The 24,904-nt window shown below is 53.2% G+C and carries 35 protein-coding genes; 2 read left to right on the top strand and 33 right to left on the bottom strand.

Going from position 1 to position 24,904, the window contains the following annotated elements; translation table 11 throughout:
* From ACJHX4_RS26150 to ACJHX4_RS26045, 22 genes are all read right to left on the bottom strand, one after another.
* Positions 1 to 280: hypothetical protein (locus tag ACJHX4_RS26150; protein ID WP_410239921.1), on the bottom strand; the 280-nt coding region annotated here is incomplete at its 3' end.
* A 60-nt stretch (positions 281 to 340) separates the two neighbouring features.
* Complete coding sequence (locus tag ACJHX4_RS26145) at positions 341 to 943, bottom strand: tail assembly protein (protein WP_023149564.1); 603 nt, start codon at positions 941 to 943, stop codon at positions 341 to 343.
* On the bottom strand, positions 880 to 1,623 hold the full coding sequence (locus ACJHX4_RS26140) for a C40 family peptidase (RefSeq protein WP_023146277.1): 744 nt from the start codon (positions 1,621 to 1,623) through the stop codon (positions 880 to 882). The genes ACJHX4_RS26145 and ACJHX4_RS26140 overlap by 64 nt, the downstream gene beginning before the upstream one ends.
* Positions 1,624 to 1,627: 4 nt before the next feature.
* Positions 1,628 to 2,326: a phage minor tail protein L gene (locus ACJHX4_RS26135; protein WP_001152626.1), complete on the bottom strand. Its 699-nt coding sequence runs from the start codon at positions 2,324 to 2,326 to the stop codon at positions 1,628 to 1,630.
* Positions 2,326 to 2,655 (bottom strand): phage tail protein, encoded by a 330-nt coding sequence (locus ACJHX4_RS26130; protein WP_000847375.1) that lies wholly within the window; start codon positions 2,653 to 2,655, stop codon positions 2,326 to 2,328. The genes ACJHX4_RS26135 and ACJHX4_RS26130 overlap by 1 nt, the downstream gene beginning before the upstream one ends.
* Positions 2,652 to 5,231: a phage tail tape measure protein gene (locus tag ACJHX4_RS26125; RefSeq protein WP_021534052.1), complete on the bottom strand. Its 2,580-nt coding sequence runs from the start codon at positions 5,229 to 5,231 to the stop codon at positions 2,652 to 2,654. The genes ACJHX4_RS26130 and ACJHX4_RS26125 overlap by 4 nt, the downstream gene beginning before the upstream one ends.
* Positions 5,224 to 5,658, bottom strand: a complete 435-nt coding sequence (locus ACJHX4_RS26120) for a phage tail assembly protein T (RefSeq protein WP_001533164.1) — start codon at positions 5,656 to 5,658, stop codon at positions 5,224 to 5,226. Before ACJHX4_RS26120 ends, ACJHX4_RS26125 begins: the two co-directional genes overlap by 8 nt.
* Positions 5,640 to 6,062, bottom strand: coding sequence for a phage tail assembly chaperone G (gene gpG / locus ACJHX4_RS26115; RefSeq protein ID WP_000479203.1), 423 nt, complete (start codon positions 6,060 to 6,062; stop codon positions 5,640 to 5,642). The genes ACJHX4_RS26120 and gpG overlap by 19 nt, the downstream gene beginning before the upstream one ends.
* Positions 6,063 to 6,077: 15 nt before the next feature.
* The gene (locus tag ACJHX4_RS26110; RefSeq protein WP_001295979.1) at positions 6,078 to 6,818 is read right to left on the bottom strand and encodes a phage tail protein; all 741 of its coding nucleotides are present in this window, start codon (positions 6,816 to 6,818) and stop codon (positions 6,078 to 6,080) included.
* Between the two features lie 7 nt (positions 6,819 to 6,825).
* Entirely contained in the window at positions 6,826 to 7,221 is a 396-nt protein-coding gene (locus ACJHX4_RS26105; protein WP_001532134.1) for a phage minor tail U family protein, read from the bottom strand.
* The gene (locus tag ACJHX4_RS26100; protein WP_000985120.1) at positions 7,218 to 7,796 is read right to left on the bottom strand and encodes a phage tail protein; all 579 of its coding nucleotides are present in this window, start codon (positions 7,794 to 7,796) and stop codon (positions 7,218 to 7,220) included. The genes ACJHX4_RS26105 and ACJHX4_RS26100 overlap by 4 nt, the downstream gene beginning before the upstream one ends.
* An 11-nt stretch (positions 7,797 to 7,807) precedes the next feature.
* The gene (locus ACJHX4_RS26095; RefSeq protein ID WP_000752994.1) at positions 7,808 to 8,161 is read right to left on the bottom strand and encodes a head-tail joining protein; all 354 of its coding nucleotides are present in this window, start codon (positions 8,159 to 8,161) and stop codon (positions 7,808 to 7,810) included.
* A gap of 11 nt (positions 8,162 to 8,172) precedes the next feature.
* Entirely contained in the window at positions 8,173 to 8,562 is a 390-nt protein-coding gene (locus ACJHX4_RS26090) for a DNA-packaging protein FI (protein WP_001531338.1), read from the bottom strand.
* Between the two features lie 41 nt (positions 8,563 to 8,603).
* Positions 8,604 to 9,629 (bottom strand): major capsid protein, encoded by a 1,026-nt coding sequence (locus ACJHX4_RS26085; RefSeq protein WP_000063221.1) that lies wholly within the window; start codon positions 9,627 to 9,629, stop codon positions 8,604 to 8,606.
* Between the two features lie 54 nt (positions 9,630 to 9,683).
* Positions 9,684 to 10,016: a head decoration protein gene (locus ACJHX4_RS26080; protein WP_001299443.1), complete on the bottom strand. Its 333-nt coding sequence runs from the start codon at positions 10,014 to 10,016 to the stop codon at positions 9,684 to 9,686.
* A gap of 9 nt (positions 10,017 to 10,025) precedes the next feature.
* Positions 10,026 to 11,345: a S49 family peptidase gene (locus ACJHX4_RS26075; protein ID WP_021534049.1), complete on the bottom strand. Its 1,320-nt coding sequence runs from the start codon at positions 11,343 to 11,345 to the stop codon at positions 10,026 to 10,028.
* The gene (locus ACJHX4_RS26070; protein ID WP_005113100.1) at positions 11,326 to 12,927 is read right to left on the bottom strand and encodes a phage portal protein; all 1,602 of its coding nucleotides are present in this window, start codon (positions 12,925 to 12,927) and stop codon (positions 11,326 to 11,328) included. The genes ACJHX4_RS26075 and ACJHX4_RS26070 overlap by 20 nt, the downstream gene beginning before the upstream one ends.
* Positions 12,924 to 13,130 carry a phage head-tail joining protein gene (locus ACJHX4_RS26065; RefSeq protein ID WP_000198149.1) on the bottom strand — a complete coding sequence of 69 codons (207 nt, stop codon included), beginning with the start codon at positions 13,128 to 13,130 and terminating at the stop codon, positions 12,924 to 12,926. The genes ACJHX4_RS26070 and ACJHX4_RS26065 overlap by 4 nt, the downstream gene beginning before the upstream one ends.
* Entirely contained in the window at positions 13,127 to 15,052 is a 1,926-nt protein-coding gene (locus ACJHX4_RS26060; protein WP_213844810.1) for a phage terminase large subunit family protein, read from the bottom strand. The genes ACJHX4_RS26065 and ACJHX4_RS26060 overlap by 4 nt, the downstream gene beginning before the upstream one ends.
* On the bottom strand, positions 15,027 to 15,572 hold the full coding sequence (locus ACJHX4_RS26055; protein ID WP_247773232.1) for a DNA-packaging protein: 546 nt from the start codon (positions 15,570 to 15,572) through the stop codon (positions 15,027 to 15,029). The genes ACJHX4_RS26060 and ACJHX4_RS26055 overlap by 26 nt, the downstream gene beginning before the upstream one ends.
* 563 nt (positions 15,573 to 16,135) lie before the next feature.
* A complete protein-coding gene (locus ACJHX4_RS26050) occupies positions 16,136 to 16,318 on the bottom strand; it encodes a hypothetical protein (RefSeq protein ID WP_000881610.1) in 183 nt (60 codons plus the stop codon).
* A gap of 206 nt (positions 16,319 to 16,524) precedes the next feature.
* The gene (locus ACJHX4_RS26045) at positions 16,525 to 16,851 is read right to left on the bottom strand and encodes a TonB family protein (protein ID WP_000830178.1); all 327 of its coding nucleotides are present in this window, start codon (positions 16,849 to 16,851) and stop codon (positions 16,525 to 16,527) included.
* A 480-nt stretch (positions 16,852 to 17,331) separates the two neighbouring features.
* Here ACJHX4_RS26045 and iss point away from each other — a divergent pair, with 480 nt between their 5' ends.
* Positions 17,332 to 17,625 (top strand): increased serum survival lipoprotein Iss, encoded by a 294-nt coding sequence (gene iss, locus ACJHX4_RS26040; RefSeq protein ID WP_001298464.1) that lies wholly within the window; start codon positions 17,332 to 17,334, stop codon positions 17,623 to 17,625.
* Positions 17,626 to 17,656: 31 nt separating this feature from the next.
* On the opposite strand, the gene rzpD is transcribed toward iss, so the two are convergent.
* The 10 genes from rzpD to ACJHX4_RS25990 form a co-directional block, all read right to left on the bottom strand.
* Complete coding sequence (gene rzpD, locus ACJHX4_RS26035) at positions 17,657 to 18,118, bottom strand: prophage endopeptidase RzpD (protein WP_001445550.1); 462 nt, start codon at positions 18,116 to 18,118, stop codon at positions 17,657 to 17,659.
* The gene (locus ACJHX4_RS26030) at positions 18,115 to 18,591 is read right to left on the bottom strand and encodes a glycoside hydrolase family protein (RefSeq protein WP_001180486.1); all 477 of its coding nucleotides are present in this window, start codon (positions 18,589 to 18,591) and stop codon (positions 18,115 to 18,117) included. Before ACJHX4_RS26030 ends, rzpD begins: the two co-directional genes overlap by 4 nt.
* Complete coding sequence (locus ACJHX4_RS26025; RefSeq protein ID WP_000544528.1) at positions 18,578 to 18,883, bottom strand: phage holin family protein; 306 nt, start codon at positions 18,881 to 18,883, stop codon at positions 18,578 to 18,580. Before ACJHX4_RS26025 ends, ACJHX4_RS26030 begins: the two co-directional genes overlap by 14 nt.
* Before the next feature lie 321 nt (positions 18,884 to 19,204).
* Positions 19,205 to 19,894, bottom strand: coding sequence for a bacteriophage antitermination protein Q (locus ACJHX4_RS26020; protein WP_001097224.1), 690 nt, complete (start codon positions 19,892 to 19,894; stop codon positions 19,205 to 19,207).
* The gene (locus ACJHX4_RS26015) at positions 19,891 to 20,031 is read right to left on the bottom strand and encodes a YlcG family protein (protein ID WP_000971096.1); all 141 of its coding nucleotides are present in this window, start codon (positions 20,029 to 20,031) and stop codon (positions 19,891 to 19,893) included. The genes ACJHX4_RS26020 and ACJHX4_RS26015 overlap by 4 nt, the downstream gene beginning before the upstream one ends.
* Positions 20,028 to 20,390, bottom strand: a complete 363-nt coding sequence (gene rusA, locus ACJHX4_RS26010; protein ID WP_001099488.1) for a crossover junction endodeoxyribonuclease RusA — start codon at positions 20,388 to 20,390, stop codon at positions 20,028 to 20,030. The genes ACJHX4_RS26015 and rusA overlap by 4 nt, the downstream gene beginning before the upstream one ends.
* Positions 20,387 to 20,677 carry a DUF1364 domain-containing protein gene (locus ACJHX4_RS26005; protein WP_000774479.1) on the bottom strand — a complete coding sequence of 97 codons (291 nt, stop codon included), beginning with the start codon at positions 20,675 to 20,677 and terminating at the stop codon, positions 20,387 to 20,389. Before ACJHX4_RS26005 ends, rusA begins: the two co-directional genes overlap by 4 nt.
* The gene (locus ACJHX4_RS26000) at positions 20,670 to 20,840 is read right to left on the bottom strand and encodes a NinE family protein (RefSeq protein WP_000224914.1); all 171 of its coding nucleotides are present in this window, start codon (positions 20,838 to 20,840) and stop codon (positions 20,670 to 20,672) included. The genes ACJHX4_RS26005 and ACJHX4_RS26000 overlap by 8 nt, the downstream gene beginning before the upstream one ends.
* The gene (gene ybcN, locus ACJHX4_RS25995) at positions 20,840 to 21,295 is read right to left on the bottom strand and encodes a DNA base-flipping protein YbcN (protein ID WP_001053005.1); all 456 of its coding nucleotides are present in this window, start codon (positions 21,293 to 21,295) and stop codon (positions 20,840 to 20,842) included. The genes ACJHX4_RS26000 and ybcN overlap by 1 nt, the downstream gene beginning before the upstream one ends.
* Positions 21,292 to 21,393, bottom strand: coding sequence for a hypothetical protein (locus ACJHX4_RS25990; protein WP_072147164.1), 102 nt, complete (start codon positions 21,391 to 21,393; stop codon positions 21,292 to 21,294). Before ACJHX4_RS25990 ends, ybcN begins: the two co-directional genes overlap by 4 nt.
* 349 nt (positions 21,394 to 21,742) lie before the next feature.
* Here ACJHX4_RS25990 and ACJHX4_RS25985 point away from each other — a divergent pair, with 349 nt between their 5' ends.
* Positions 21,743 to 22,786, top strand: coding sequence for an alpha/beta hydrolase (locus ACJHX4_RS25985; protein ID WP_000700202.1), 1,044 nt, complete (start codon positions 21,743 to 21,745; stop codon positions 22,784 to 22,786).
* A gap of 36 nt (positions 22,787 to 22,822) precedes the next feature.
* On the opposite strand, the gene ACJHX4_RS25980 is transcribed toward ACJHX4_RS25985, so the two are convergent.
* On the bottom strand, positions 22,823 to 24,904 hold a 2,082-nt coding region (locus ACJHX4_RS25980; protein ID WP_227915085.1), incomplete at its 5' end, for an Ig-like domain-containing protein.

Below are 24,904 nucleotides of genomic sequence, written 5' to 3'. Positions count from 1 at the left end.
CTTCCGTACCCAGCACCGTCTCGGAGCCGGAGGATTCAAATCCCTCCGGCGGTGACTGCTCCTGCTCACCGGCCCGGAACACCACCGTGACGCCGGATATATTGGTATTCCTCTCACTGTCCAGCACCGGCGTACTGTTCAGCAGCACGCTTTTTAATCCATCCACCGGACCTTCAACCGGCCCTTCGCTGATGGCATCGATCACACTCAGCAGCTGCGTGGACTTCAGGTTGTCCTTCGCTTCGCGCGGGGTATGCCCCTTACTGCTGCCTTTACCCATTCGTCATGCTCCATAAACGATAAAACCGCCCGGAGGCGGTTTCACATAAAACGTTTTTCATCAGCGACCAATCACCACAACCTGACCACCATCACCTTCATCTGCTGTGCTGATCTCCTGAGATACCACACGTGATCCCACGCGCATTTCACCGTACAGAACGGGCAGAACATTGCCCTGGGCAACCATATTATCCAGTGAAGAAAAATAGGTGTTCTGTTTGCCGTTATCCGTTGTCTGTGTGCGGGGGGTTCTGGGTTTAGGGGCCAGCATCTGTGCAACACCGCCAAGCGTCATACTGGCACCGAGAGAAAACAGCAGATTACTCGCCATAATTCCTACCCCCGGCATCCATATAGCAACCGCCATAACAGCCGCCCCCAGCACAGCCTGAAACACACCGCCACTTTTGGCTCCTGCCAGACGCGGCACGATATGGATCACAGCACCATTTGCCAGCGGTTCATTAAGACGGGCTGATAATTCCGTTTCACCTGTATCACGCCCGGCAATCCGTACCTGATACCAGCCGTCGCTCAGTTTCTGACGAAACGCCGGGAGCTGTGTGGCCAGCGCCCGGATGGCTTCAGCCCCCGTTTTCACACGAAGGTCGATGCGGCGGCCAAATCGTTGTAAATCCCCGTAAAGGCAGATGCGCGCCATGCCCGGTGACGCCAGAGGGAGTGTGTGCGTCGCTGCCATTTGTCGGTATACCTCTCTCGTTTGCTCAGTTGTTCAGGAATATGGTGCAGCAGCTCGCCATCACCACAGTAAATGGCGGCATGATTCGGCACCGATGAACCAAAACAGCACAGCAGCACATCGCCCGGTTGTGCTGATGACAACGGCACCTGATACAGCCCTGTGGCCTCCAGATTATCCAGATAGAGATTCTGACCGTGACGCCACCAGTCATCCCCGCGATGAAAATCCGGCATCTCAATCCCCGCCAGATGATAAGCATCCCGGAACAGCGTGTAACAGTCCGTCACCCCGTGCTCAAAGCACCGCCCGGTAAGATGCGGCACACAGCGGAATTTATGAATCTCACCCCGGCAGACCAGCCACCACGGCAAATCGCTCTGCACCTGCAGCCGCCTGTCAGCCTCACTCAGCCAGGGCAGACCACCGGGGTGGCTGTGGACCAGCGCCACAATCTCACCCTGCATCTCTGCCCGCAGCCAGTCCTCCGGCGACATCCGGAAATACGCCTCCGGCTCACCGGAGATATTCACGCAGGGAAAATATCTTTCCCCCTTCGGCGTTCTCACCACGAAGCCACACGACTCCGCTGGCGCACATCGCCGGGCGTGCGCCAGAATCGCTGATTCTGTCTGTGTCATGGGATTACTGCGAAAGTTTGTTAATGGAAAGGAAGCCGCCAAAGTTGCCGACGTTATTGCGGAACTTACAACCGCTCAGGCATTTGCTGCATTTATCCTTCGTGATATCGGACGTTGGCTGGTCATATTCATCCGCGACAGCCGGACCGCTATAACCGCACTCGTCACCGCGATAGGTCCAGGTGCAGGTGTTGGCCAGCATGATACGTCCCGGAAAAACAGCGCCATCCGTTTCCGTCGGCGTGGACAGTACAAAGGAGGCACTCACCGCGCTCAGTTCGCTGCACTGCTCAATGCGCCAGCGGCTGATCACCTCCTGCTCCGGATCGGCATAACTGTTTCCGTTGACGAAGTTCACCGCATCCAGAAAACGGGCGTAAACCTTACGCCGGACCACCGTTCCGCCGACCAGACTCTGCAGATCTTCCGCCATCCCGGTGACCATACCGTACAGGTTAGAAACCGTCAGCGTGGGGCGCGTACTGGTGCCTTTGCCATTCAGTTCAAAACCGCTCCCCTGAATGGGATACGGCTGATACTGTCGCCCCTGCCAGGTGACCGGCTCACCTTTTTCGTTCTGCTCATTACAGAAAAAATAACGTTCTCCACCGACCTCTGTCAGGTCGATTTCCCAGAGCACCACGCTGGCCGACTGCTCCGCACGGGTGCATTCATTCAGTGTTTCCTGCCGGATATCCTGCATCAGTTCACCACCTGTTCAAACTCTGCGCTGAACTCAACACGCAGCATACTGACCCGCGACGACCATTTTGCGCAGGTCACCTTTATCTGCTGCCACTCATAAGGCGGCGTCCACAGAAAGGATTTCCAGCCCCCGTGCTCTTCCAGAAACGACTCCAGTACCGTGGCCTCCTCACGGGGGACAGAAAGCGTCACGCTGTACGTTTTCAGGTTGGCATTCAGCCCGGCAGGCGCTCGCTGAGAATAGCCATCACCAAAGCGCACCTTTCTTACAGAAGGGACCGAAGCCACATCCATACCGGGTTTCACTTTCCAGCGGAAGGTCTTCATCGTCCACCTCCGGAGAACAGGCCACCATCACGCATCTGTGTCTGAATTTCATCACGGGCACCCTTGCGGGCCATGTCATACACCGCCTTCAGAGCAGCCGGACCTATCTGCCCGTTCGTGCCGTCGTTGTTAATCACCACATGGTTATTCTGCTCAAACGTCCCGGACGCCTGCGACCGGCTGTCTGCCATGCTGCCCGGTGTACCGACATAACCGCCGGTGGCATAGCCGCGCATCAGCCGGTAAAGATTCCCCACGCCAATCCGGCTGGTTGCCTCCTTCGTGAAGACAAACTCACCACGGTGAACAATCCCCGCTGGCTCATATTTGCCGCCGGTTCCCGTAAATCCTCCGGTTGCAAAATGGAATTTCGCCGCAGCGGCCTGAATGGCTGTACCGCCTGACGCGGATGCGCCGCCACCAACAGCCCCGCCAATGGCGCTGCCGATACTCCCGACAATCCCCACCATTGCCTGCTTAAGCAGAATTTCTGTCATCATGGATAGCACGGAACGGGTGAAGCTGCGCCAGTTCTGTTCACTGCCGGTCAGCATCGCCGCCATATTCTGTGCAATACCATCAAAGGTCTGCGTGGCTGCACTTTTAACCTGCGACATACTGTCCGTGGCGCTCTCTTCCCACTCACTCCAGCCTGACTTCAGGCCTGCCATCCAGCTCCCGCGAAGCTGGTCTTCAGCCGCCCAGGTCTTTTTCTGCTCTGACATGACGTTATTCAGCGCCAGCGGATTATCGCCATACTGTTCCTTCAGGCGCTGTTCCGTGGCTTCCCGCGCTGCCTGCCGGTCAGTCAGCCCCCGGCTTTTCGCATCAATGGCGGCCCGTTTTGCCCGTTGCTGCTGTGCGAATTTATCCGCCTGCTGCGCCAGCGCGTTCAGGTGCTCCTGATACGTAACCTTGTCGCCAAGTGCAGCCAGCTGGCGTTTGTACTCCAGCGTCTCATCTTTATGCGCCAGCAGGGATTTCTCCTGTGCAGACAGCTGGCGACGTTGTGCCGCCTCCTCCAGTACTGCGAACTGATTTTCCGCTTTCCACAAATCCCGGCGCTGCTGGCTGATTTTCTCATTCGCTCCGGCATGCTTCTCCAGCGTCCGGAGTTCTGCCTGAAGCGTCAGCAGGGCGGCATGAGCTCTGTCTTCCTGACGATCGCCCGCAGACACCTTCACGCCGGACTGTTTCGGCTTTTTCAGCGTCGCTTCATAATCCTTTTTCGCCGCCGCCATCAGCGTGTTGTAATCTGCCTGCAGGATTTTTCCGTCTTTCAGTGCCTTGTTCAGTTCTTCCTGACGGGCGGTATATTTCTCCAGCGGCGTCTGCAGGCGTTCGTAAGCCTTCTGCGCCTCTTCGGTATATTTCAGCCGTGATGCCTCAGACTCGGCCCAGTCCTTTGCTGCCATCTCTCTGGCCTTTTCAAGATCGGCCTGCAACGTGGCGGCTGAAAGCCCAAGTTGCGCATTCGCTCTGTCCTCCCATGCTCCCCGGAGATTGGCAAGAAATGCTGAGGTTTTACCGCGCCGGTGGCTCCGGCTCTGATACCACTGCCATTTTTTGTCCGCCTCATCAAAAGCCTTTTCTGCTTTCTCCAGCATTTCCTGGGCAGTGTCCGGGCGACCAATATCCAGCACCGAATCCCACATGGATTTGAATGCCCGTGCTGTCCTGTCTGCCCAGGTCTCCAGCGTGCCCATGTTCTCTTTCAGGCGGCGGGTCTGGTCATCAAACCCTTTCGTTGCGGCCTCGTTCGCCGCCTGCAATGCCCCGGCTTCATCGCCGGAACGCTGCAACTGAGCGACATACGCAATCTGCTCCGCCGTCACGTTATGGAACTGGCGCGCCATCGCCGTCAGCCCCGACGTCGGGTCTGTGGTCAGCTTCCCGAAGGCTTCAGCAACCTTGTCCACCTCCACGCCGGATGCAGAGGAGAAACGCGCCACACTCTGGCTGATGGATGCAATCTGAGTCTCACCGCTTACTCCCGCCTTAACCAGTGCGCTGAGTGACTCGCTGGTCTGGTTAAACGTCAGCCCTGCCGCCTGCCCGGCTCTGGACAGGACCAGCATACGATCTGCCGTCAGACCCGACTGATTGCCGGAAAGGACCAGCGTTTTGTTGAAATCGGACAGGGTTGAGTTGCCCTGATACCAGGCATACGCCAGCGCACCGGTCGCCACCGCCAGCGAGGTGGCCCCGACCATCGGCAGGGTGATCGCACCGGCAAGCCCCCTGAACATGGGGATCATCCCGCCGAAGGAGTCCTTCACCTGACCACCCTGTTGCAGCAGGATCAGCCACGGACTTTGCCCGCCTGCAAGCTGCGTGGCCACGTCGGTGAACTGCGCAGGCAGCATACGCATGGCAGCTTTATACTGCCCGACGGAAATCCCCGCTTTCTGTGCAGCCAGCGCCTGTCGGCTCAGAGACTGTTCAACGACTGCCGCTGTTTTTTTCGCATCACTTTCCGTACCGGAAAAATGACGCCTGACTCTGGCCATCTGCTCGTCAAATCTGGCCGCATCCAGACTTAAATCAACGACCAGATCGCCTACCGGTTCAGCCATACCGGACTCCTCCTGCGATCCCTTCTGATACTGTCATCAGCATTACGTCATCCTCCGTCATTTCAGCCACATCCGGGGAAGCGCGGATAACTTCATTCCCGTCCGGACCAAAGCGGACGCCTCCGGCAAGCCCTGCCGCTTTCTGCATCAGCACATCATCTTCAGGCTCTTCGTCAGCCTCGCGCCGGTTCAGCAGACTGAAATCCAGCGGATGCATATCCGGATCGCTGAAAAACAGGCTGAGTACGGTGTACGTCAGCCCGGAAAAGTGCATATCCAGCAGAACATCATGAAAATAATGGGTACTGTAAAAGCGGTGCCAGTCGGCGTACTCCGTGGATGACATCCCGGCAAGCATGGCGCGCCAGTCGGGTCGCCCCATCTCTCGCGCCAGTTTCAGGGCAAAACTCAGCTCACCGTCGAACACTTTCCCGCAGAAACAGGCTCTGCAGGCCCGGCGTCCTCTGCCTGTTCGGGGGCATTATTCACCACAAACTCATACATACCGGACAGCCGGTACACCACGTTTTCAGCATGAGAAATTGCCTCTGTGGGCCAGGTGGTAAGCACTTCCTGCTCAATCTGTTTAACGGCTTCATTCATGGACGGCATCTGCGTCTTCTTCGGATGGTTATGCCACAGGGACATCGCCACCAGAAACGCGCCGGTTCTGATGACGTCTTCCACAGTAACCTGCCGGTTGCTGTCGGATCCCGCCGGTTCTGCCTGCCGTTTCATCAGGGCAAGATGCTCAATACGCTGCAGGGCTGACAGTTCAGAAAGCGTGACGGTCACGCCGTTATATTCAAATGATTCGGTTTTCAGGAACATCGCTGACTCTCCGGATTAACTGGCGGTGACGGTGATTTCTGCAACCGCAGCAAACTCACCATTACCGGATACAACCGGAATGTTGACCTTGCCTGCAGCAACGCCGTTCACGGTGATGGTCATACCGCTGACCGACACGGTGGCTTTTGTTTTATCCGCAGACACCGCACGGAAGCTCTTGTCGGTTGCGCCCTCCGGCTGGAATGCCACGGTCAGCGTAGTGCTCTGCCCTTTCACTACGGAAGCACTGGCGGGTGTCACCGTCATGCCGGTTGTCGCCGTCACCGTGCTGCGATCTTCTGCCATCGACGGACGTCCCACGTTGGTGACTTTCACCGTGCGGGTGATCACTTCCTTCGCCGTCACCGCCTTACCGATACTGCTGACCCAGCCGCGGAACACATCGACCGTGCCGTTCGGGAAGCGGATTTTATAGGCACGGGTATCCCCTTCATTAAACCACGCCAGCAGCGCCTGCTGCCCCTGCTCTCCGGGCATCCACGCCAGCGTGAAGCTGGTATCTCCGGCAGATTTCTGCCCCTGCCCGGTCGCAGTCCAGTCCGCATCTTCATCATCGAGATAGCTGTCGTCATAGGACTCAGCGCTCAGTTCGCCGGGCGTCAGGTCTTTAACTTTAGCCAGACGCGACCAGTCAACGTCTGAAAGCGGGTTCGCATAAGGGTCACCGTTCCCCTTATAAACCCACAGGGTGGTCCCGGCCCCTTTCACCGGCATTACTGGATTTGGTACAGGCATATCGTCCTCACATGTCATAGGTAATGACATAAGTCAGATCGGCTGAACTCCACAGGCCCGCATCATCGTCGCGCCGGTAGTCATAGCCACTGGCCACCATACTGGTGATCAAATCTGACAGTGCCGGGACATCGCTCATCACCGGATAAATCCGGGACTCCATCCACGAATCCAGCTCTGAATCCGGCACCTGAGCAGGCAGGAAAACTTCAATATGCAGCTCCGCCTGCCAGGTATCGCTGTCCAGCTCTTCGCCCGTGTATTCAGCGCCGGTGAGATAAACGGCAACTGCCGGAAAATCCTCCTCATCAAAAACAGCGGGGCGACCATCAAAAAGCGTCGCCCCGGTGTCATGTTTTTCCAGTGCATCCAGTACGGCTGCACGGAGTTCTGTATGTTTCATCGCTTTATTACCATCCTCAGTTGATGCTGCAGCGCATAGCCCAGCTCTTTCGGAAGACGTTCACGCCGTATCCGCTCAATATTCTGTTTAAACGCCGTGGTCAGCGGCACTGCCATCGGGATTTTCACCACATCAATGGGGTAACGGTTTTTCCCGGCCACACGCTGCATGACATGCCATCGGCCATTTTTCAGTTGCTGAATAAACGCGCCGGGAATACGACGGTTTCCCACCACAAGCACGCTGTCGCCACCTTTCAGGGATGAACGCTGCCCCTTTTTACGACGCCTGCGTCGGGACAGGACAACCCGCGCGTTACCCAGCCTGATTACGGGCAAATCCCCCCGGTTAACCTTGATTCTGGCCTGCGGATTTTTGACCGTGGCCCTTTTCAGCCTGGCCCTTTCCTTTACCAGTTTCCGGCGTACCTTTGTCTCACGGGCAACCTGTGACGCCGACTGCGATATCGCGGATGAAGCAACGCGGTTAATGGCCATTGCGGCGGCACCGGGCACCGCCGTTCTGCTGATACGGCTGAGGTTTTCAACGGCCTGCTCAAGACCTTTTATGGCCATACATCCCCCCTTCAGCGACGACGGTTAACGGCAGGCGGCACGCCACGCCCAAGCCAGAGATGACAGCTTCCGCCATCATCCGGCGAAATCCGGTCTATCCAGAAGTTTTCCTCACCGATGGTCAGCGTGTCGCCGCGCCGCAGCTGCCGCACATCATCAGTCCGGACAAACAGGGACGGGCTGGAGCCTTCAACGCGCACGCCCTGTCCGGCATAGCTGATATTTTCAGGGTCATCAAAAACACCACGTATCACAGCACCGGACTGCTCACCGGATGTCATGGTGGCTGACGTTCCCATGTACCCGCGTATCGTTTCATCGGCGCGGGCAATGGCAGCATCGAACAGGTTATCGAAATCAGCCACAGCGCCTCCCGTTATTGCATTCTGGCCAGGCCACGTTCTGTCATTTCGGCTGCCACACCGGCAGAGACACGAAACGCCGTTCCCGGCAGCACAAATGCCACAGGTTCATCCCGCGTGGCGTGAAGTGCATCGGTATGCAGCGTCACCAGTGCCACGACCGTGACCAGTTCAGCAGTATCCTGAATCACGGTATCCGGCTGCGCTGATACCACCTCATTTTCATGCCCGGTCAGCGCATTTTCCGGGCTGATAGGGGTATCCTGATCGACAGTGTCATCAAGCTCCTCTTCCAGCTCTGCCACACGGAGCGCAAGTTCTTCTTTCGTCCCCGTCAGGCTGACATCACGGTTCAGTTGTTCACCCAGCGAGCGGAGACGGGCAATCAGCTCATCTTTCGTCATGGACTCCTCCACAGAGAAACAATGGCCCCGAAGGGCCATGATTACGCCAGTTGTACGGACACGAACGCATCAGGGTCAGCCAGCAGCATCAGCGGTGCTGACTGAATCATGGTGAACTCACGCGCCGGATCGCCGGTGGTCACCCAGTTTTTCGGGTAACGGGCAGAGGCGTTAATGCCTTCGCGCTGTGCGTCCGCATCCTGAATGCATCCATAGGTGCGCAGACCGCGTGCCTGAGTGTTCCCCAGCACCATCGTGTTGTCCGGCAGAAAGTTCTTTTTGACGTCGTTTTCCACGTACTGTCCGGAATACACGACGATCGCCGTATCGCCATACATCCCCTTATAGGACACCGCTTCGCCCAGGTCTTTTACCGCTGTCTCCAGCTCGGAATTAGAGCCGCGACGGGTATCCAGCTTCTCCTTGACGGCTTTGAAGGAACGGAACAGCGCCCAACCTTTCGGATCAAACACGATGATATTCACCACGCCGCTGGCGTTCAGCGCGTAGGCTTCGATATCGTCGGTCGGGTCATACGTGGACTTGTCACGCTTGCTCCACTCCGTGCCGCCGGACTGCGTGATGTTATTCGCCGCACTGCGGCCCATATCCACCTCAACCGGATCGAAGGCTTCACCGGTCATGGTGTATTTGCCCTTAAGCACGGCAGAAACGGCCTGCATCTCTTCGACCTGAGCAATGGCCAGCTCTTCGTCTCGCATGTTCTGCATGATGATGCGACGGCGGCGGTAAGCCGGGTCTGCCAGATTCTGTGGATCTTCATCCGGCAGGCGACGCAGGGTCATCTGCGGATTCACCTCATGCTTCGGCTTGACATATCCCGGCGTAAATTCGGAGGTGGAGCCGCCACGGGAGCGGATAACCTCACCGGAAACAATCGGCGAAACGTACAGCGCCATGTTTACCAGTCCCGGAATTTGTGAGAGATAGACTTTCTCCGTGGTGAAGGGATAGCTCTCACGGAAAAAGAGACGCAGAAACAGCGGATCAAACTTAAATTTCTTCTCATTTGCCGCCAGCAGCTGGGCGGTTGTGTACATCGACATAAAAAAATCCCGTAAAAAAGCCGCACAGGCGGCCTTTAGTGATGAAGGGTCAGGTTAAACGATGCTGATTGCCGTTCCGGCAAACGCGGTCCGTTTTTTCGTCTCGTCGCTGGCAGCCTCCGGCCAGAGCACATCCTCATAACGGAACGTGCCGGACTTGTAGAACGTCAGTGTGGTGCTGGTCTGGTCAGCAGCAACTGCAAGAATGCCAACGGCAGCACCGTCGGTGGTGCCATCCCACGCAACCAGCTTACGGGTGGAGGTGTCCAGCATCAGCGGGGTCATTGCAGGCGCTTTCGCACTCAATCCGCCGGGCGCGGTTGCGGTATGAGCCGGGTCACTGTTGCCCAGCGGCTGGTAATGGGTAAAGGTTTCTTTGCTCGTCATAAACATCCCTTACACTGGTGTGTTCAGCAAATCGTTAACGGCATCAGATGCCGGGTTACCTGCAGCCAGCGGTGCCGGTGCCCCCTGCATCAGACGATCCAGCGCAGTGTCACTGCGCGCCTGTGCACTCTGTGGTGCTGCGGCCAGAATGCGGCGGGCCGTTTCCACGGTCATACCGGGGGTTTCTGCCAGCACGCGTGCCTGTTCTTCGCGTCCGTGAGCCTCCTCACAGTTGAGGATCCCCATAATGCGGCTGTTTTCTGCCGCAACCGCTGCGGTGATCTGCGCGTTCACGTCCGGCTGCGCCGCGCTGGCGTTTTCGCCCTCCGTCGCTGGCACCACGTCAGTAACGTCAGCCTGCGAAGCAGTGGCTGAAACAGCTGTTGATTGAGTCTCTTTGGTCATTCGCCCTCCTGAGAGACGGGATTTACGTGCATCCAGTGCATCACGCATGACGGTGATCGCATCGGTGCTGTTAACAAGTTCATCAGCCAGTCCGGCATCAATGGCCTCCTGACCGCTGTACACTGCAGCCTCGGTATCCAGCACAGCCTGCACGGACAGGCCGGTATATGCCGACACCTTCTGCGCAAACATCTGGCGGGTTGCGTCCATCCGGGACTGCAGTGTCTCCCGGACGTCATCCGGAAGATGGCTGTAGGGGTTGCCATCCACCTTATGGCTGCCGCTGTAAATCAGAGTGATTTCCACACCCTGTTTCTCCAGCGCAGCACCGTAATTACTGTGAGCCATCATGACGCCGATGGAGCCTGTCCGGGCGGTCTGCGTGACCAGACGCCGGGAGGCGGCACTGGCAAGCAGCTGACCTGCACTGCAGTTCATGTCGTTGGCCAGCGCCCATACCGGTTTTATGTCACGCACACGGGCGATGATGTCAGCGCAGTCAAATGCCCCCGCCACCATCCCGCCGGGCGTGTCCATATCGAGCAGAATGCCGTCCACCATCGGATCGCTGGCAGCCTGTTGCAGACGGGCGATAATGCCGTTGTAACCGGTCATCCCCGAATACGGCTGCAGCGCCCGCGTCCGGCTGACCAGCGTGCCGGACACCGGCAGCACGGCGATGCCGTTCATGACCTGATAACTGCGGGCCTGTCGTGGTCCGTCATCATCAACGGATAACGCCAGCGCCGCGGGTGCCTCTCCGGCAGTCAGGCTGTCGCCGGACACCGCATCCGTCAGGCGGCTGATCCCAAGCTGGCCTGCAAGCGCACAAAAGAAAACCCGCGCATAGGCGGGTTCAAGCATCAGCGGCTCATTAAAAGCCATGCTGGCAATATGCGGGAGATTACGCAGCTCTGCTGTCACTCTTCTCCTCCTCTGTTGATTGTCGCAGCCCGGATTCAAATGCTGCAGCCGCCCAGGCGGGCGGTTTAAGACCGGCTGCGCGGCGCTCCATCGTTTCACGGACCTGCTGGGCAAAAATTTCCTGATAGTCGTCACCGCGTTTCGCGCACTCTTTCTCGTAGGTGCTCAGTCCGGCTTCTATCAGCATCACCGCTTCCTGAACTTCTTTCAGACCATCGATGGCCATACGACCGGAGCCTATCCAGTCGCAGTTCCCCCAGGCACTGCGGGCTTCCTGAAAACTGAAGCGCGCTTTTGAAGGTAACGTCACCACGCGGCGAACGATGGCCTCTTCCAGCCAGCACAGAAACATCTGGCTCGCCTGACGGGATGCGACGAATTTTCGCCGCCCCATAAAGTACGCCCACGACTCGTTCGCACTGGCCCGTGCCGTGGAGTAGCTCATCTGGGCGTAATTCCGGGAAAGCTGCTCATACGAGACACCCAGCCCGGCAGCGATATACCGCAGCAGTGACTGCTCAAACACGGAGTAGCCGTTATCCGTATCCTGAGCCGTCTGCAGGTTCAGTGAGTCACCCGGCATCAGGTGCGGTACTTTTGCGCCTCCCAGCCGGACCGGCGCTGCGGCGTAATACGCGGCAATTTCACCAATCCAGCCGGTCAGCCTTTCCCGCTGCTCCTGACTGTTCGCGCCCAGAATAAAATCCATCGCTGACTGCGTATCCAGCTCACTCTCAATGGTGGCGGCATACATCGCCTTCACAATGGCGCTCTGCAGCTGCGTGTTCTGCAGCGTGTCGAGCATCTTCATCTGCTCCATCACGCTGTAAAACACATTTGCACCGCGAGTCTGCCCGTCCTCCACGGGTTCAAAAACGTGAATGAACGAGGCGCGCCCGCCGGGTAACTCACGGGGTATCCATGTCCATTTCTGCGGCATCCAGCCAGGATACCCGTCCTCGCTGACGTAATATCCCAGCGCCGCACCGCTGTCATTAATCTGCACACCGGCACGGCAGTTCCGGCTGTCGCCGGTATTGTTCGGGTTGCTGATGCGCTTCGGGCTGACCATCCGGAACTGTGTCCGGAAAAGCCGCGACGAACTGGTATCCCAGGTGGCCTGAACGAACAGTTCACCGTTAAAGGCGTGCATGGCCACACCTTCCCGAATCATCATGGTAAACGTGCGTTTTCGCTCAACGTCAATGCAGCAGCAGTCATCCTCGGCAAATTCTTTCCATGCCGCTTCAACCTCGCGGGAAAAGGCACGGGCTTCTTCCTCCCCGATGCCCAGATAGCGCCAGCTTGGGCGATGACTGAGCCGGAAAAAAGACCCGACGATATGATCCTGATGCAGCTGGATGGCGTTGGCAGCATAGCCGTTATTGCGTACCAGATCGTCCGCGCGGGCATTGCCACGGGTAAAGTTGGGCAGCAGGGCTGCATCCACACTTTCACTCGGTGGATTCCACGCCCGCAACTGCCCACCAAATCCGCTGCCACCGCCGTGATAACCGGCATATTCACGCAGTGATGTCATGCCGTCCGGCCCCAGAAGGGTGGGAATGGTGGACGTTTTCATACATAAAATCCTGCAGGTCCCCTGCGTCGCTGTGTCATGCCGGTCTGCACTTCCAGCTCAGCAATGTATTTTTTCAGGTCAGATACGGAAGTGGCCGTAAACTCCACCCTTCGTCCGTCTTTCTGTACTGTTGCCACCCGTTTACCTGTCATCAGGTCATGCAGTGCCGCACGGGCAGCGGCAAGTTCTTCCTGTCGCGTCATTCATCCTCTCCGGATAAGGCACGGGCGTAATCTGCCAGTGTTTTCTTGTTGGTTGCTGCACTATCCTCTTCCTGCAGGCTCGCCAGCAGTGCACTGAGATCCAGCTGCCAGCGGGAAATACTGATGCGCAGCGCCGCCAGCGCATAAACGAAGCAGTCGAGCGCCTCATTGCGTCGCTTTTTGCTGTCCCACAGTATTTTTTTCCTGCCATCCACCCATTTTTCGACCTGCTCTTCAGCAGTCAGCTGCTGCGCTTCGGTCAGATCAAAAATATCCGGGTTATTCGGGAAGTGAACGGCACCGGGAAGCGGTTCATCCCCTTCCGGCATCAGTGTGAAGCGGTTATAAATCTGCTCTTTCGCGGTATCCGTACCGATTTCGGTAAGGTAAACCCCGTTTTTGTTTCGCTTACGTGGCATGCTGGCCACCGGCTTTCCGTAGACGGATGCCCCTTTAATGGGGATCACCCGGAACAGCCCATGCTTTTTCGAGCGTTCATACACAATGGTCGGGTCAATCCCGCCAGTATCCCAGCAGATACGGGATACCGACATTTCTGCACCATTCCGGCGGGTATAGGTTTTATTGATGGCCTCATCCACACGCAGCAGCGTCTGCTCATCGTCGTGGCGGCCCATAATAATCTGCCGGTCAATCAGCCAGCTTTCCTCACCCGGCCCCCATCCCCATACGCGCATTTCGTAGCGGTCCAGCTGGGAGTCGATACCGGCAGTCAGGTAAGCCACACGGTCAGGAACGGGCGCTGAATAATGCTCTTTCCGCTCTGCCATCAGCTCGGCATCCGGACGTTCACCGATTTTCGCTTCCCATGTCTCACCGAGCGTGGTGTTCACGAAGGTTTTACGTTTTCCCGTATCTCCTTTCGTTTTCATCCAGTCTTTGACAATCTGCACCCAGGTGGTGAACGGGCTGTACGCCGTCCAGATGTGAAAGGTCACGCTGTCCGGCGGCTCAATCTCTTCACCGGATGACGAAAACCAGAGAATGCCATCACGGGTCCAGATCCCGGTCTTTTCGCAGATATAACGGGCATCAGTGAAGTCCAGCTCCTGCTGGCGGATGACGCAGGCATTATGTTCGCAGAGATAAAACACGCTGGAGGGATCATCCGGCGTCCATTTGAGGCCAAACGGCGTCTCTTTATCGCCAAATTTAAGGTACTGCTCCTCCCCGCAGTGCGGGCAGGCAACATGAAAACGCATACAATGCGGGGATTCACTGGCTGCACGCTCAATCTGACAGGTGCCTCTCACTTTGGGCGTGGAGCCACGGATGGACTTTGGCCAGACCGAGCCTTCAATACGTTTGTCGCCAAGGAACGTCGGAGAGCCTTCCTGTTCAATATCCTCATCAAAGGCAGCAAGTTCATCATAACCCGCCACATCCACCGACTTTTCACGGTAGTTTTTTGCCGCTTTACCGCCCAGGCACCAGAAGCCACGACCATTGGAAAAACGCTTCATAGTGAGCGTGTTATCCCGGTGCTTTTTGCCATACCACGGAGCCAGCGCCAGCAGCGACGGAATATCGCGGATGGTCGGCTCAACGTGGGTTTTCATAAAGTTCTCGGCATCACCATCCGTCGGCAACCAGATAAGGGTGTTGCGCTGCTTGTGCTCTATAAAGTAGGCATAAACACCCAGCAGCATTTTGGAATAACCGACACGGGCAGACTTCACCACATTCACCTCACGGATGTAGTCGCTGCCCATCGCATTCATGATGGCCCGCTGAAAGGGCAGTGTTTCCCAGCGCCCTTCCTGGTATGCGGATTCTTTCGGGAGATAGTAATTAGCATCCGCCCATTCAACGGCGGTCTGTGGCTCCGGCCTGAACAGTGAGCGAAGCCCGGCGCGGACAAAATGCCGCAGCCTGTTAACCTGACTGTTCGATATATTCACTCAGCAACCCCGGTATCAGTTCATCCAGCGCGGCTGCTTTGTTCATGGCTTTGATGATATCCCGTTTCAGGAAATCAACATGTCGGTTTTCCAGTTCCGGAAAACGCCGCTGCACCGACAGGGGGATCCCGTCGAGAATACTGGCAATTTCACCTGCGATCCGCGACAGCACGAAAGTACAGAATGCGGTTTCCACCACTTCAGCCGATTCTTTGGCATTTTTCAGTTCCTGCGCCGTCGCCTGAGCACGAGTCAGGCGATGGCGCTCAAATTCAAGTGTTCCGGGGTGAAGATCTGTCTCGCTGGCCTGTCGCAGTTCTTCAACCTCCCGGCGCAGCTTTTCGTTCTCAATTTCAGCATCCCTTTCGGCATACCATTTTATGACGTCGGCAGAGTCATAAAGCACCTCATTACCCTTCCCACCGCCTCGCAGAACGGGCATTCCCTGCTCCTGCCAGTTCTGAATAGTACGGATACTCGCGCCGAAAATGTCAGCCAGCTGCTTTTTGTTGACTTCCATTGTTCATTCCACGGACAAAAACAGAGAAAGGAAACGACAGAGGCCAAAAAGCCCGTTTTCAGCACCTGTCGTTTCCTTTCTTTTCAGGGAGTGTTTTAAATAAAAACATTAAGTTACGGCGAAGAAGAACGGAAACGCCTTAAACCGGAAAATTTTCATAAATAGCGAAAACCCGCGAGGTCGCCGCCCCGTAACCTGTTGGATCGACGGAAAGGACCCGAAAACGAGAATAATTATCACTTACAGCAAGAATCGAATCTGATCTATTATGGTGCTTGCTATTATGTGCCGGCACAAGTGCGTCGTTTACCGTCATTTCACACAGAGGCATCATCAAATGAAAATCAGAAATATTCTCGCTATCTCCCTTGCGACATCATCCTTCAGTTGCCTGGCATTTAAATCCTCGCCCAATGTGCTACCAGGACCAACGAATCAACTAACTGCGGTAGAAAGTAAAATTATCGGACATTTTTATGCCCCACACAGTACATTACCCGGAACAACCATCACAGGGACATGTGACGCCTCCCCCGTCCCGGGATGCACCTGTCCGTTTTGTACTATGCTGCGTAGCCAAAACCGATAACATCCGCATTTACCTGGTATTCCATGATGAGTTCACGCAGCGACTGATAGAGGAAGGAAAGATGGTTAGTAAAAGCAAGGCGCATTGCCGCCGCATGCTGCAGGCATTGCAACAGACGAGAGCAGGTATTTTTGACCAGTTGGAAAACTGCCAGCATACTTTGCCCGAGTATATCGCCATCTCATCGGAAACCAGTGCAACTCTTATTCATCGGGTTCCACCAGAGAAAAAGAAGAAATGAACAGTGAGGCGTTGTGTGGCATACAACGCCTTCTTCCATCATTCCTCGTCAGCCATGACAAAAATATAACCGCTGGCTCTTTCATTTTTCTCCTGCTTCCAGCCCCTCTCTACCTGGAAGCATCAAGGACGTGACGGCGTAAAGATAAATTGTCTCTTCACTCCCTGACAGGGGCGATTCTTTTCAAATCGCCATTTCGCCATGGCCTTCACCACTTCATCACGAAACAAATTATGAGGCTCTGAGCGGAGAAAAACGATCCGTGTCACAGTCCCATCAGCACCAATATCGAACTTAACCTCAACCAGCCCCTTGATATAATTTGCTGCAGCATATTCCGGATATCGTGGATACACCGTCACTAATTGCCGGGGCTCATCAGCTTTTTGCTGCGAGCATCCCACTGCCAGGACAGATAACAGAAAAAGTAGTAAAAGGCGTCTTTTCATTTTTATTCCTACGGGTCTTATTCTGACAATATATCCTGTGTTCCAGACTGCCACATCACCACATCCTGTGCCATTATCTGACTCACATTACATACATCGCATCGGGATACAGTAGTAGCACTTTCTGTAATACAGCTTCCTGTTTCTTCCACCATCGCACCGGGATAAACCCGCGAATCATTAACGCGGTAAAAACCCGGTGTGCATCGTTTTTAATTATTCCCGCACACTCACGCAGAAGGAATTCCCCGTCGGGCTACGGTCATGGTTAATGCGGGAATACGGCGACGATACAGCGCAGCTAAAAGGGTAATGGACGGATAGACCGGTTTATTTCATTCCACAGGATTCTGAGTGTCCCCAACTTCCTCCAATAGTCTGAGCCCACCTGTGTAGTTTTAATTTTCATCAATCCATTTAACTATCGTTTAATTGTTGTCACATAGGATTCTGCCGTTTTTAACAATGCAGGATAATAAGATGAAAAAAATGTTGTTTTCTGCCGCTCTGGCAATGCTTATTACAGGATGTGCTCAACAGACGTTTACTGTTGGAAACAAACCTACAGCAGTAACACCAAAGGAAACCATCACCCATCATTTCTTCGTTTCGGGAATTGGGCAGAAGAAAACTGTCGATGCAGCAAAAATTTGTGGTGGTGCAGAAAATGTTGTTAAAACAGAAACCCAGCAAACATTCGTAAATGGATTGCTCGGTTTTATTACTTTAGGCATTTATACTCCGCTGGAAGCGCGTGTGTATTGCTCACAATAATTGCATGAGTTGCCCATCGATATGGGCAGCTCTATCTGCACTGCTCATTAATATACTTCTGGGTTCCTTCCAGTTGTTTTTGCATAGTGATCAGCCTCTCTCTGAGGGTGAAATAATCCCGTTCAGCGGTGTCTGCCAGTCGGGGGGAGGCTGCATTATCCACGCCGGAGGCGGTGGTGGCTTCACGCACTGACTGACAGACTGCTTTGATGTGCAACCGACGACGACCAGCGGCAACATCATCACGCAGAGCATCATTTTCAGCTTTCGCATCAGCTAACTCCTTCGTGTATTTTGCATCGAGCGCAGCAACATCACGCTGACGCATCTGTATGTCAGTAATTGCCGCGTTCGCCAGCGTCAGTTCTCTGGCATTTTTGTCGCGCTGGGCTTTGTAGGTAATCGCGTTATCGCGGTAATGATTAACCGCCCATGAAAGGCAGACGATGACGCAGATAACCAGAGCGGAGATAATCGCGGTTATTCTGCTCATACCTCACTCTCTCTGAGCGTTCCGCCAGCTTCTTTGAATTTTGCAATCAGGCTGTCAGCCTTATGCTCGAACTGACCATAACCAGCGCCCGGCAGTGAAGCCCAGATATTGCTGCAACGGTCGATTGCCTGACGGATATCACCGCGATCAATCATCGGTAAAGCACCACGCTCTTTAATCTGCTGTAATGCCACTGCGTCCTGGCTTTTGGGGGAGAAGTCTTTCAAACCAAGCTGTTTACGGTAAGCATCCCACCAGCGTGAAAGAAGCTGATAACGTCCGGCGGCTGTTGATTTGAGTTTGGGGTGTAGCGTGACAAGTTTGCGAGGGTGATCGGAGTAATCAGTAAACAGTTCGCCGCCAACAATAACATCATAACCGTGGTTACGTGTCGGTTGTCGCCCGTTATCCGTTCCTTCTGACCACGCCAACATATCGAGGAAGGCTTTACGCTGAGGATTAAGATTTTGCATTTTTCACCCCTGTCAGTCGTTCCCAGAAGTACGTCAGTGCAACCGAACCCATCGCACCACTAATCCCCGCTGTCGCGAGAATCATGTAAATACTGAATCCACTTTCGATGCTGATCAGGCCACCAATAACACCGGTGAATCCTGATACCACTATTTGAGCCAGAGCATTTATCCAACTCCACGTTGCTTTACTCTGCTTCACATCTATCAGGTAGCGGACCAGACCGCCCCAACCTGCGATGATCAGCAAAACGAGCCAGAACGCTCCGGCAAGGCTCTCTTTTTCGTGCATATGAATAGCCAATGTTTCGCCGCCGACAAAAGGCCGGGACGTTAAATGTCAGAAATCAGGCTCACGGGGTAATTTAACGACAAAGCACGGAGTTGATGCTCCCCGCAAGCCTGGAATAAAAAAGCCAGCATGTAGCTGGCAACAGAGGGTTAAGCAATATCAACTCAACAGCTGAAGACACCCTGGCTGGGGTAGGTTGGAAGGCTACTCACCGTTCAGAAACAGAAAAGCCCAAGGCTTTAAACCTCGGGCTTGAATTTGGATTACTGCCAGTGCGTACAACATTGGCAAAATATCAGATTTACATAAAATATATGATTTTTAATCCAGTTTTGCAATATCTTGCTGTGAAAATATGGTCTTTTGTTTTGAACGTGTTTTCGTTAAAAGCAATAAAGCTTGGCTATCAAGCTGTAGAAAAATGTGCTTCATTGCAACCCAGCGTTCAGTAAATGTCTCAGACCAGTTTTTTGATGTCACTCCCACCAGTGATGCCAGCTCCTGGTATTCATAGGTCTTACGCCCTGCCAGCTCGTTCTTCACATCCTGTGCCGCCAGCCAGATCAACTTCTTCAAACGTTCCAGTGTTTTACCTGCAATTTTCCTGGTACCCAACAGAGTCTTAAACTCGCTCCATGCCCACTGCGTTATGGTGACCTGATGTTCCCAGCGAACACTTTCGCTGTAACTCCACAGCAACCACGCTTTCTGATGTTCTTCGAGAGACAGAACCGCGCGGCGCCATGACGAGGTTGAGAACTCAACCTGGCTGACCAGTGCAATGGATGAACCTTTTGCGTACAACTGCTTACCGGAAATCGGCGGATTATCCAGCGTAATCATCCTGCCAGTTACCTCATCCAGAATGCGCGGCTTCTTTCGTTTGTATGTACCAGTATCAAATTGTGCATGCTCCAGCCAGGCTTCAAGCTGTCCTTTCGTTGCTCCGCTCAAATCAGCGGTAGCCACAATGAGTTGCTCGCGGACATACTGTAAATATTGGGTATTCATGCGGCAGCTCCTTTCAGTGTTTTGGCGTAATTCTTCAGTATCCGGTAATCGGTCAAAACAGAACTAGGAAAACGATATAAGCGCAGGCGCACCCAGCGGCGGCGAAGACGTTCTGCCATATAAGACTCAAACATCATTCATCTCCCAGTTCAGTGATAGTCAGCTCCAGCTTCCCACCTTTGGTAACGGGCATCTTCACAACGCGGTAATCAACGACCTGAGCATCATCCAGCCAGAAACCTGCTTTGGTGAGTGCGTCAAAAGCGGCCTTTTGCAGATTATCAAGGTCACGGCGACGGCGATCCGGCATGTGGCACTCAATGCTGATTTTCACAGGAATAGCCAGGCCGATATCCAGCATTGCGTTTTTAATGATTCGGGCGACATTATCGCGGTATGCCTGCCCCTCTGCGCTGATATGCGTGCGTCCGCGATTATGGCGGTAATAGCGATTATTGCTCGGCGGCCAGGGTAGTGTGATGCAGTAAGTATTCACGCCTTAATTACCCCCTCTTTCAGCCAGATAACCTGTGTTCTCGCCATACCTTCCAGCGCACATTCTTTTGCATATCCAGCGTCAACAAAATGCGTGCGACGGTCGATTTCGTCGTGGCAGGCAGAACATGCAATGGTGGCAATCAGGTCTGGCGGTTTGATACCGGTACCGCACAATCCAGCCAGCCGGATATGTGCCAGTACTGACGTTTCAGGATTGCCATTACATACGCCAGGGATTCTTACCTGGCATTCCCGACCACGCGCTGCTTTTCTCAAGTCAGCCATGATTCCTCCTTGCTGCCAGTCGCAACCATTTTTTATCAACCAGGCTGGCGGTATATCCGAGCAGTGTTGGTATTTCGGATGGTTTCAGCTCAGGCTTACGCTTACGACGATTTGGTACTCTGTAGATGTGTCCGTTCATGACACGAATAAGCGGTGTAGCCATTACGCCTCCTGCTTGTCGCGCAGCAGCTGGAACTCGCAGCTCTGCGGAATAGTCAGGTGGCAGCCAATATTCACCGCCCAGGCTTCAACCTTACACAGGAAGACATACATCTCTCCGGTATCGAGATCGGAGGTATGGCGTAACGACTGGATAGTAGTGATTTCGCCGGTTACGACATCAACCAGGTCCTTGGTTTCATAACCGAGGTATGTGTGTTTGAGAGCATCTTTTACCCATGCTGCGGTAGCGAACGATTTCCCCCTGCTGATGAGGTATTCACTGATTTCGCTGTACCACATGTGGCTGAGTGCATTCTGGGAAAGACTGCGTTTCTCACGCCACGGTTTAAGCACCATGCGAAAGCATTTTCCGTTCTCCAGATAAGGCTGGATCTGCTGGCCGATAGCGATGAAGTTACCGCGATGCAGTTTGATGCCATCTTGTGGTAGGTTCACGCTTCACCTCCACAGAGGTCAGACGCTAGATGCAAAAAAACGCAGGTGCATTTCTGCATCTGTGAAGGGAGAAGAGAGTTTGGATTGTGTGTGCGCATAAACGTCCCCGTTTAGCGCAGAAGTCACCGGAGTTGTTCAGGCTCCGGTGATACAATTATGGCGAATTGATTATTCATAATCAAACAAGATAAGGTCTCAAACTTCATGCAAGCCAAGATTTATTTCTGACAGAATTATACAAAGAAGCTATTGGTCAGAATCTACTCGGACTGTAAAACATACGCATAACCTTAAGCTCTCACTTTAAGCATTGTTGAAATAATAGCCGTCAAGTACAACCTTAACCACGACTGGGATATTTCCCTGGCTACCACGAGTTGTACGGCTATTAAACTGCCGTTAAATTTAGTAAGAGAATTTCATCCGATAAGTCAAGGCATGTAAAACATGAAAATTAACAAGATATTATCATCTGCAACACTATTGTATGGTATGTCAATGGCCATGTCGGTCGGGAGTTGTGCAACACCTGTCCAGACTAATCTTCCTGGTTACACCCCGGGTGCAGATATCATTAGTGTTTCACCGACCAGAAACCAGGTCGATCTCATTGGTGATGTTGTTTATTCCCAGATAAAAGGAACTCGTTCTGTCAGACAGCTTCACATGTCAGTTCTTGTCCCGCGAACAAATGATTTAAAACCAGCCATTATTTATTATCCCGGCGGCGGATTCATGTCTTCTGAACATGACAAATTTATTGAAATGAGAATGGCTCTGGCAGAAGCTGGTTTTGTTGTGGCCGCTGTAGAATACAGAACAATTCCTGATACATTTCCAGCACCAGTTGAGGATGGAAAAGCTGCAATACGTTACCTGAGAGAGCATGCCAGCAATTATGGGATTGATCCTCAAAGAATCGGAGTTCTGGGTGACTCTGCCGGTGGATGGCTTGCCCAGATGATGGGAACTACAAATGGTGACAAAACCTTTGATAAAGGTGACTTTCTTCAGCAATCCTCAGATGTTCAGGCAGTTGCCACACTTTATGGGATTTCTGACTTGTTGAATATTGGCGAGGGGTTCCCTGAATCAGTGCAGGAGGTTCATCGCTCTCCTGCCGTAACCGAAGCCTTAATGATCAATGGCCCTGCATTCAGAAATTTTGCGGGAGCCCCCATCACAGCGTCAAAAGAAAAAGCGCTAAACGCCAGTCCAATCGGACATATGAAAGGAGTAAAACCCCCATTTCTTATTATGCATGGTAGCAAAGACACTCTGGTTTCACCTGAGCAAAGCGCCAAACTATTCAGGATGTTGAAGAAGAACGGTGATAACGCTGAGTACGTGCTGGTAGAAGGGGCCGAGCATGGCGATAAGACATGGTATCAGCCAATTATTATAAACAGAGTCGTTGAGTGGTTTACTAAAAACCTGGGAGCGCCTATAAAAACAGCTCCCCAACAACAAAACCCAAACGCTAACCTGTAAAAAGAGGGAGGGCTAAGCCCTCCCCATTCAATTTTGTTAACTATCCTTTTCAGGTAGTTTTACAACATAAGTCCTTATTGTTTTCTCATATGTATTTTTGCTATTCGTTATTTTGGCCTTAATCCAGTGATAACCACTTTCATAGGTGCTGAATTCCGAAGCTGCATTACCTGTCCAGTGTAACGTTACTGTAGCAGGCTCCATTTTGACCCGTTGAGAGTCTGGACTATCTTCACTACCAGCAGAAAACTCAACCGTACCAGATAATGGGTTTCCAAAATGATCGACAAATCGAGCATAAATACCTACTGGAGATCCATCGTTTGTCTCATAACCAGGATCTTTTGTTAGAGTCAATACTCCATTTGCGTCATCAGCGTACAGGGAGAATGATTTCACCGCGCTAACATCACTGCCAAGTTCGTTTAAGGTCGCCGTTAATTTATACGAACCAACCGTTCGACCATGTACGCTTACCGTAGCCTGACCGTTCTCATCAGTCGTTACTGTGGTTTTATCAACCACCAACGCACCATATTTAGACGGCCCAGATGTCTTAACATTCAATGCTCGACCACTTAATGCTTCGCCTGACTTACTTTTCAACAGTAACGTAAATACCAGATTGTTGGTATCGCTCACTACAGCCGAAGATGCAGATGATGTGATCTCCAACACAGCCCCCTTCACATCCGTCACGGCATCAATATTCTGGCTTGCGGTTATGCGTTTCCCATCCAGAACATACTCGGCCTGAATTGTGTACTGGCCTGATTTCGATGCAGTGAACTGCGTTGTTGCCTGTCCATGAGCATCCAGTTGCAGATTACTACTGGTCAATGATGCTCCCGTCGATGGTGTAATCGTTAAATCCACCTCGCCTGTAAACGCATTGTTATTCGCATCAACCAACTGAATGTTTACTGTTGCGTTTTCACTGCCATCGGCCACAATCTCCTGTTTTGATACACTCATATTCAGTTCTGCAGAAGCAACATCGGGCACAAAAGTTAACTTAACGCTGCCAGATTCCACGCTATGGGAACCGTCAGTCACCCGTGCAGTCACCGTGTACTCACCAGCTTTCACCGTTGTAAGCGGAACAGAAACATGCCCTGTTGAATCAGTCACGATATTTGTTGGTACAGATAATCCTTCAGATGAGGTGATGAGCTGAATCTTTTGCCCATTGACCGACGCATTCGTATTTGTCAGCTGCACATCTAATACCGCTGCATCCTTACCATTAGCAGGAATATTGGAAATTAAACTACTGCTTTCAGGCGTCAGTGACAGTGAAGCTCCGGTCATATTTGATGCAAAGGTCACTGTTAACTCAGTAGACATCTGAGAACCAGCATGAGCTGTAATCACGTAAGACCCCGGAGTGGAGCTTATTAACGCAAAAATAGCATTACCATTTTCGTCAGTTGAAACAGCATGTTCACCACCAACTTGAGTTATCCCTGCTGGTAAAGACAATGTGACAGCATAACCAGGAACAACATTGCCGAAACGGTCCGCAAGGCTTACAGTTACCATATTTCTCTGTTTTCCATCAGCCAATGCATTATTTTGGCTGGCTTCAAACTGAGAGAATGTAACCTGCTGCCGGTCCTCAATAAAGGTGATTTCTTTCTTAACACCTGAGAAATCATGACTATCAGATTTAACACCGATAGTAATCTTACCAGCTCGTTTTGAAGTTACTGTCGCGCTATAGACACCGTCTTTTTCCGTTACAGTCCCAAACTCGACTCCTTCTGCCTGGTTAAGAGCATAAAAGCTCAGAGTGTTATCACCAGTGATTGCATTTCCTTGTGAATCCTTCACTGCCAGTTGTAGATTGATATTGTAACCAACTACCTGTTCTGCTGGTGCAGCGGTTAAAACAGCACTGACCTCAGAATCAGGTTCTGTTGCTGCTGTTTGCTTAATACTGAGAGTAAATGTTTTTCCCTGAACTTTTGCAGTTACACGTACCGTACCAGCCTGCGAACCAGCAGCCAGAACAGAGCGATATACCCCAGCAGAGATTTCCTCTACCGCGCCTAATGACGGAGCAGTTACCGTTTCACGCTGTCGAGCACTATTGCTATCTGCTGTAAATTCCACTGA

This window comes from Escherichia sp. WS2035 (assembly GCF_046487065.1).
Classification (GTDB): Bacteria; Pseudomonadota; Gammaproteobacteria; order Enterobacterales; family Enterobacteriaceae; genus Escherichia; species Escherichia coli.
Note: the sequence above shows the minus strand (reverse complement) of the source record. Positions and strands in the feature narration are given on the sequence as shown.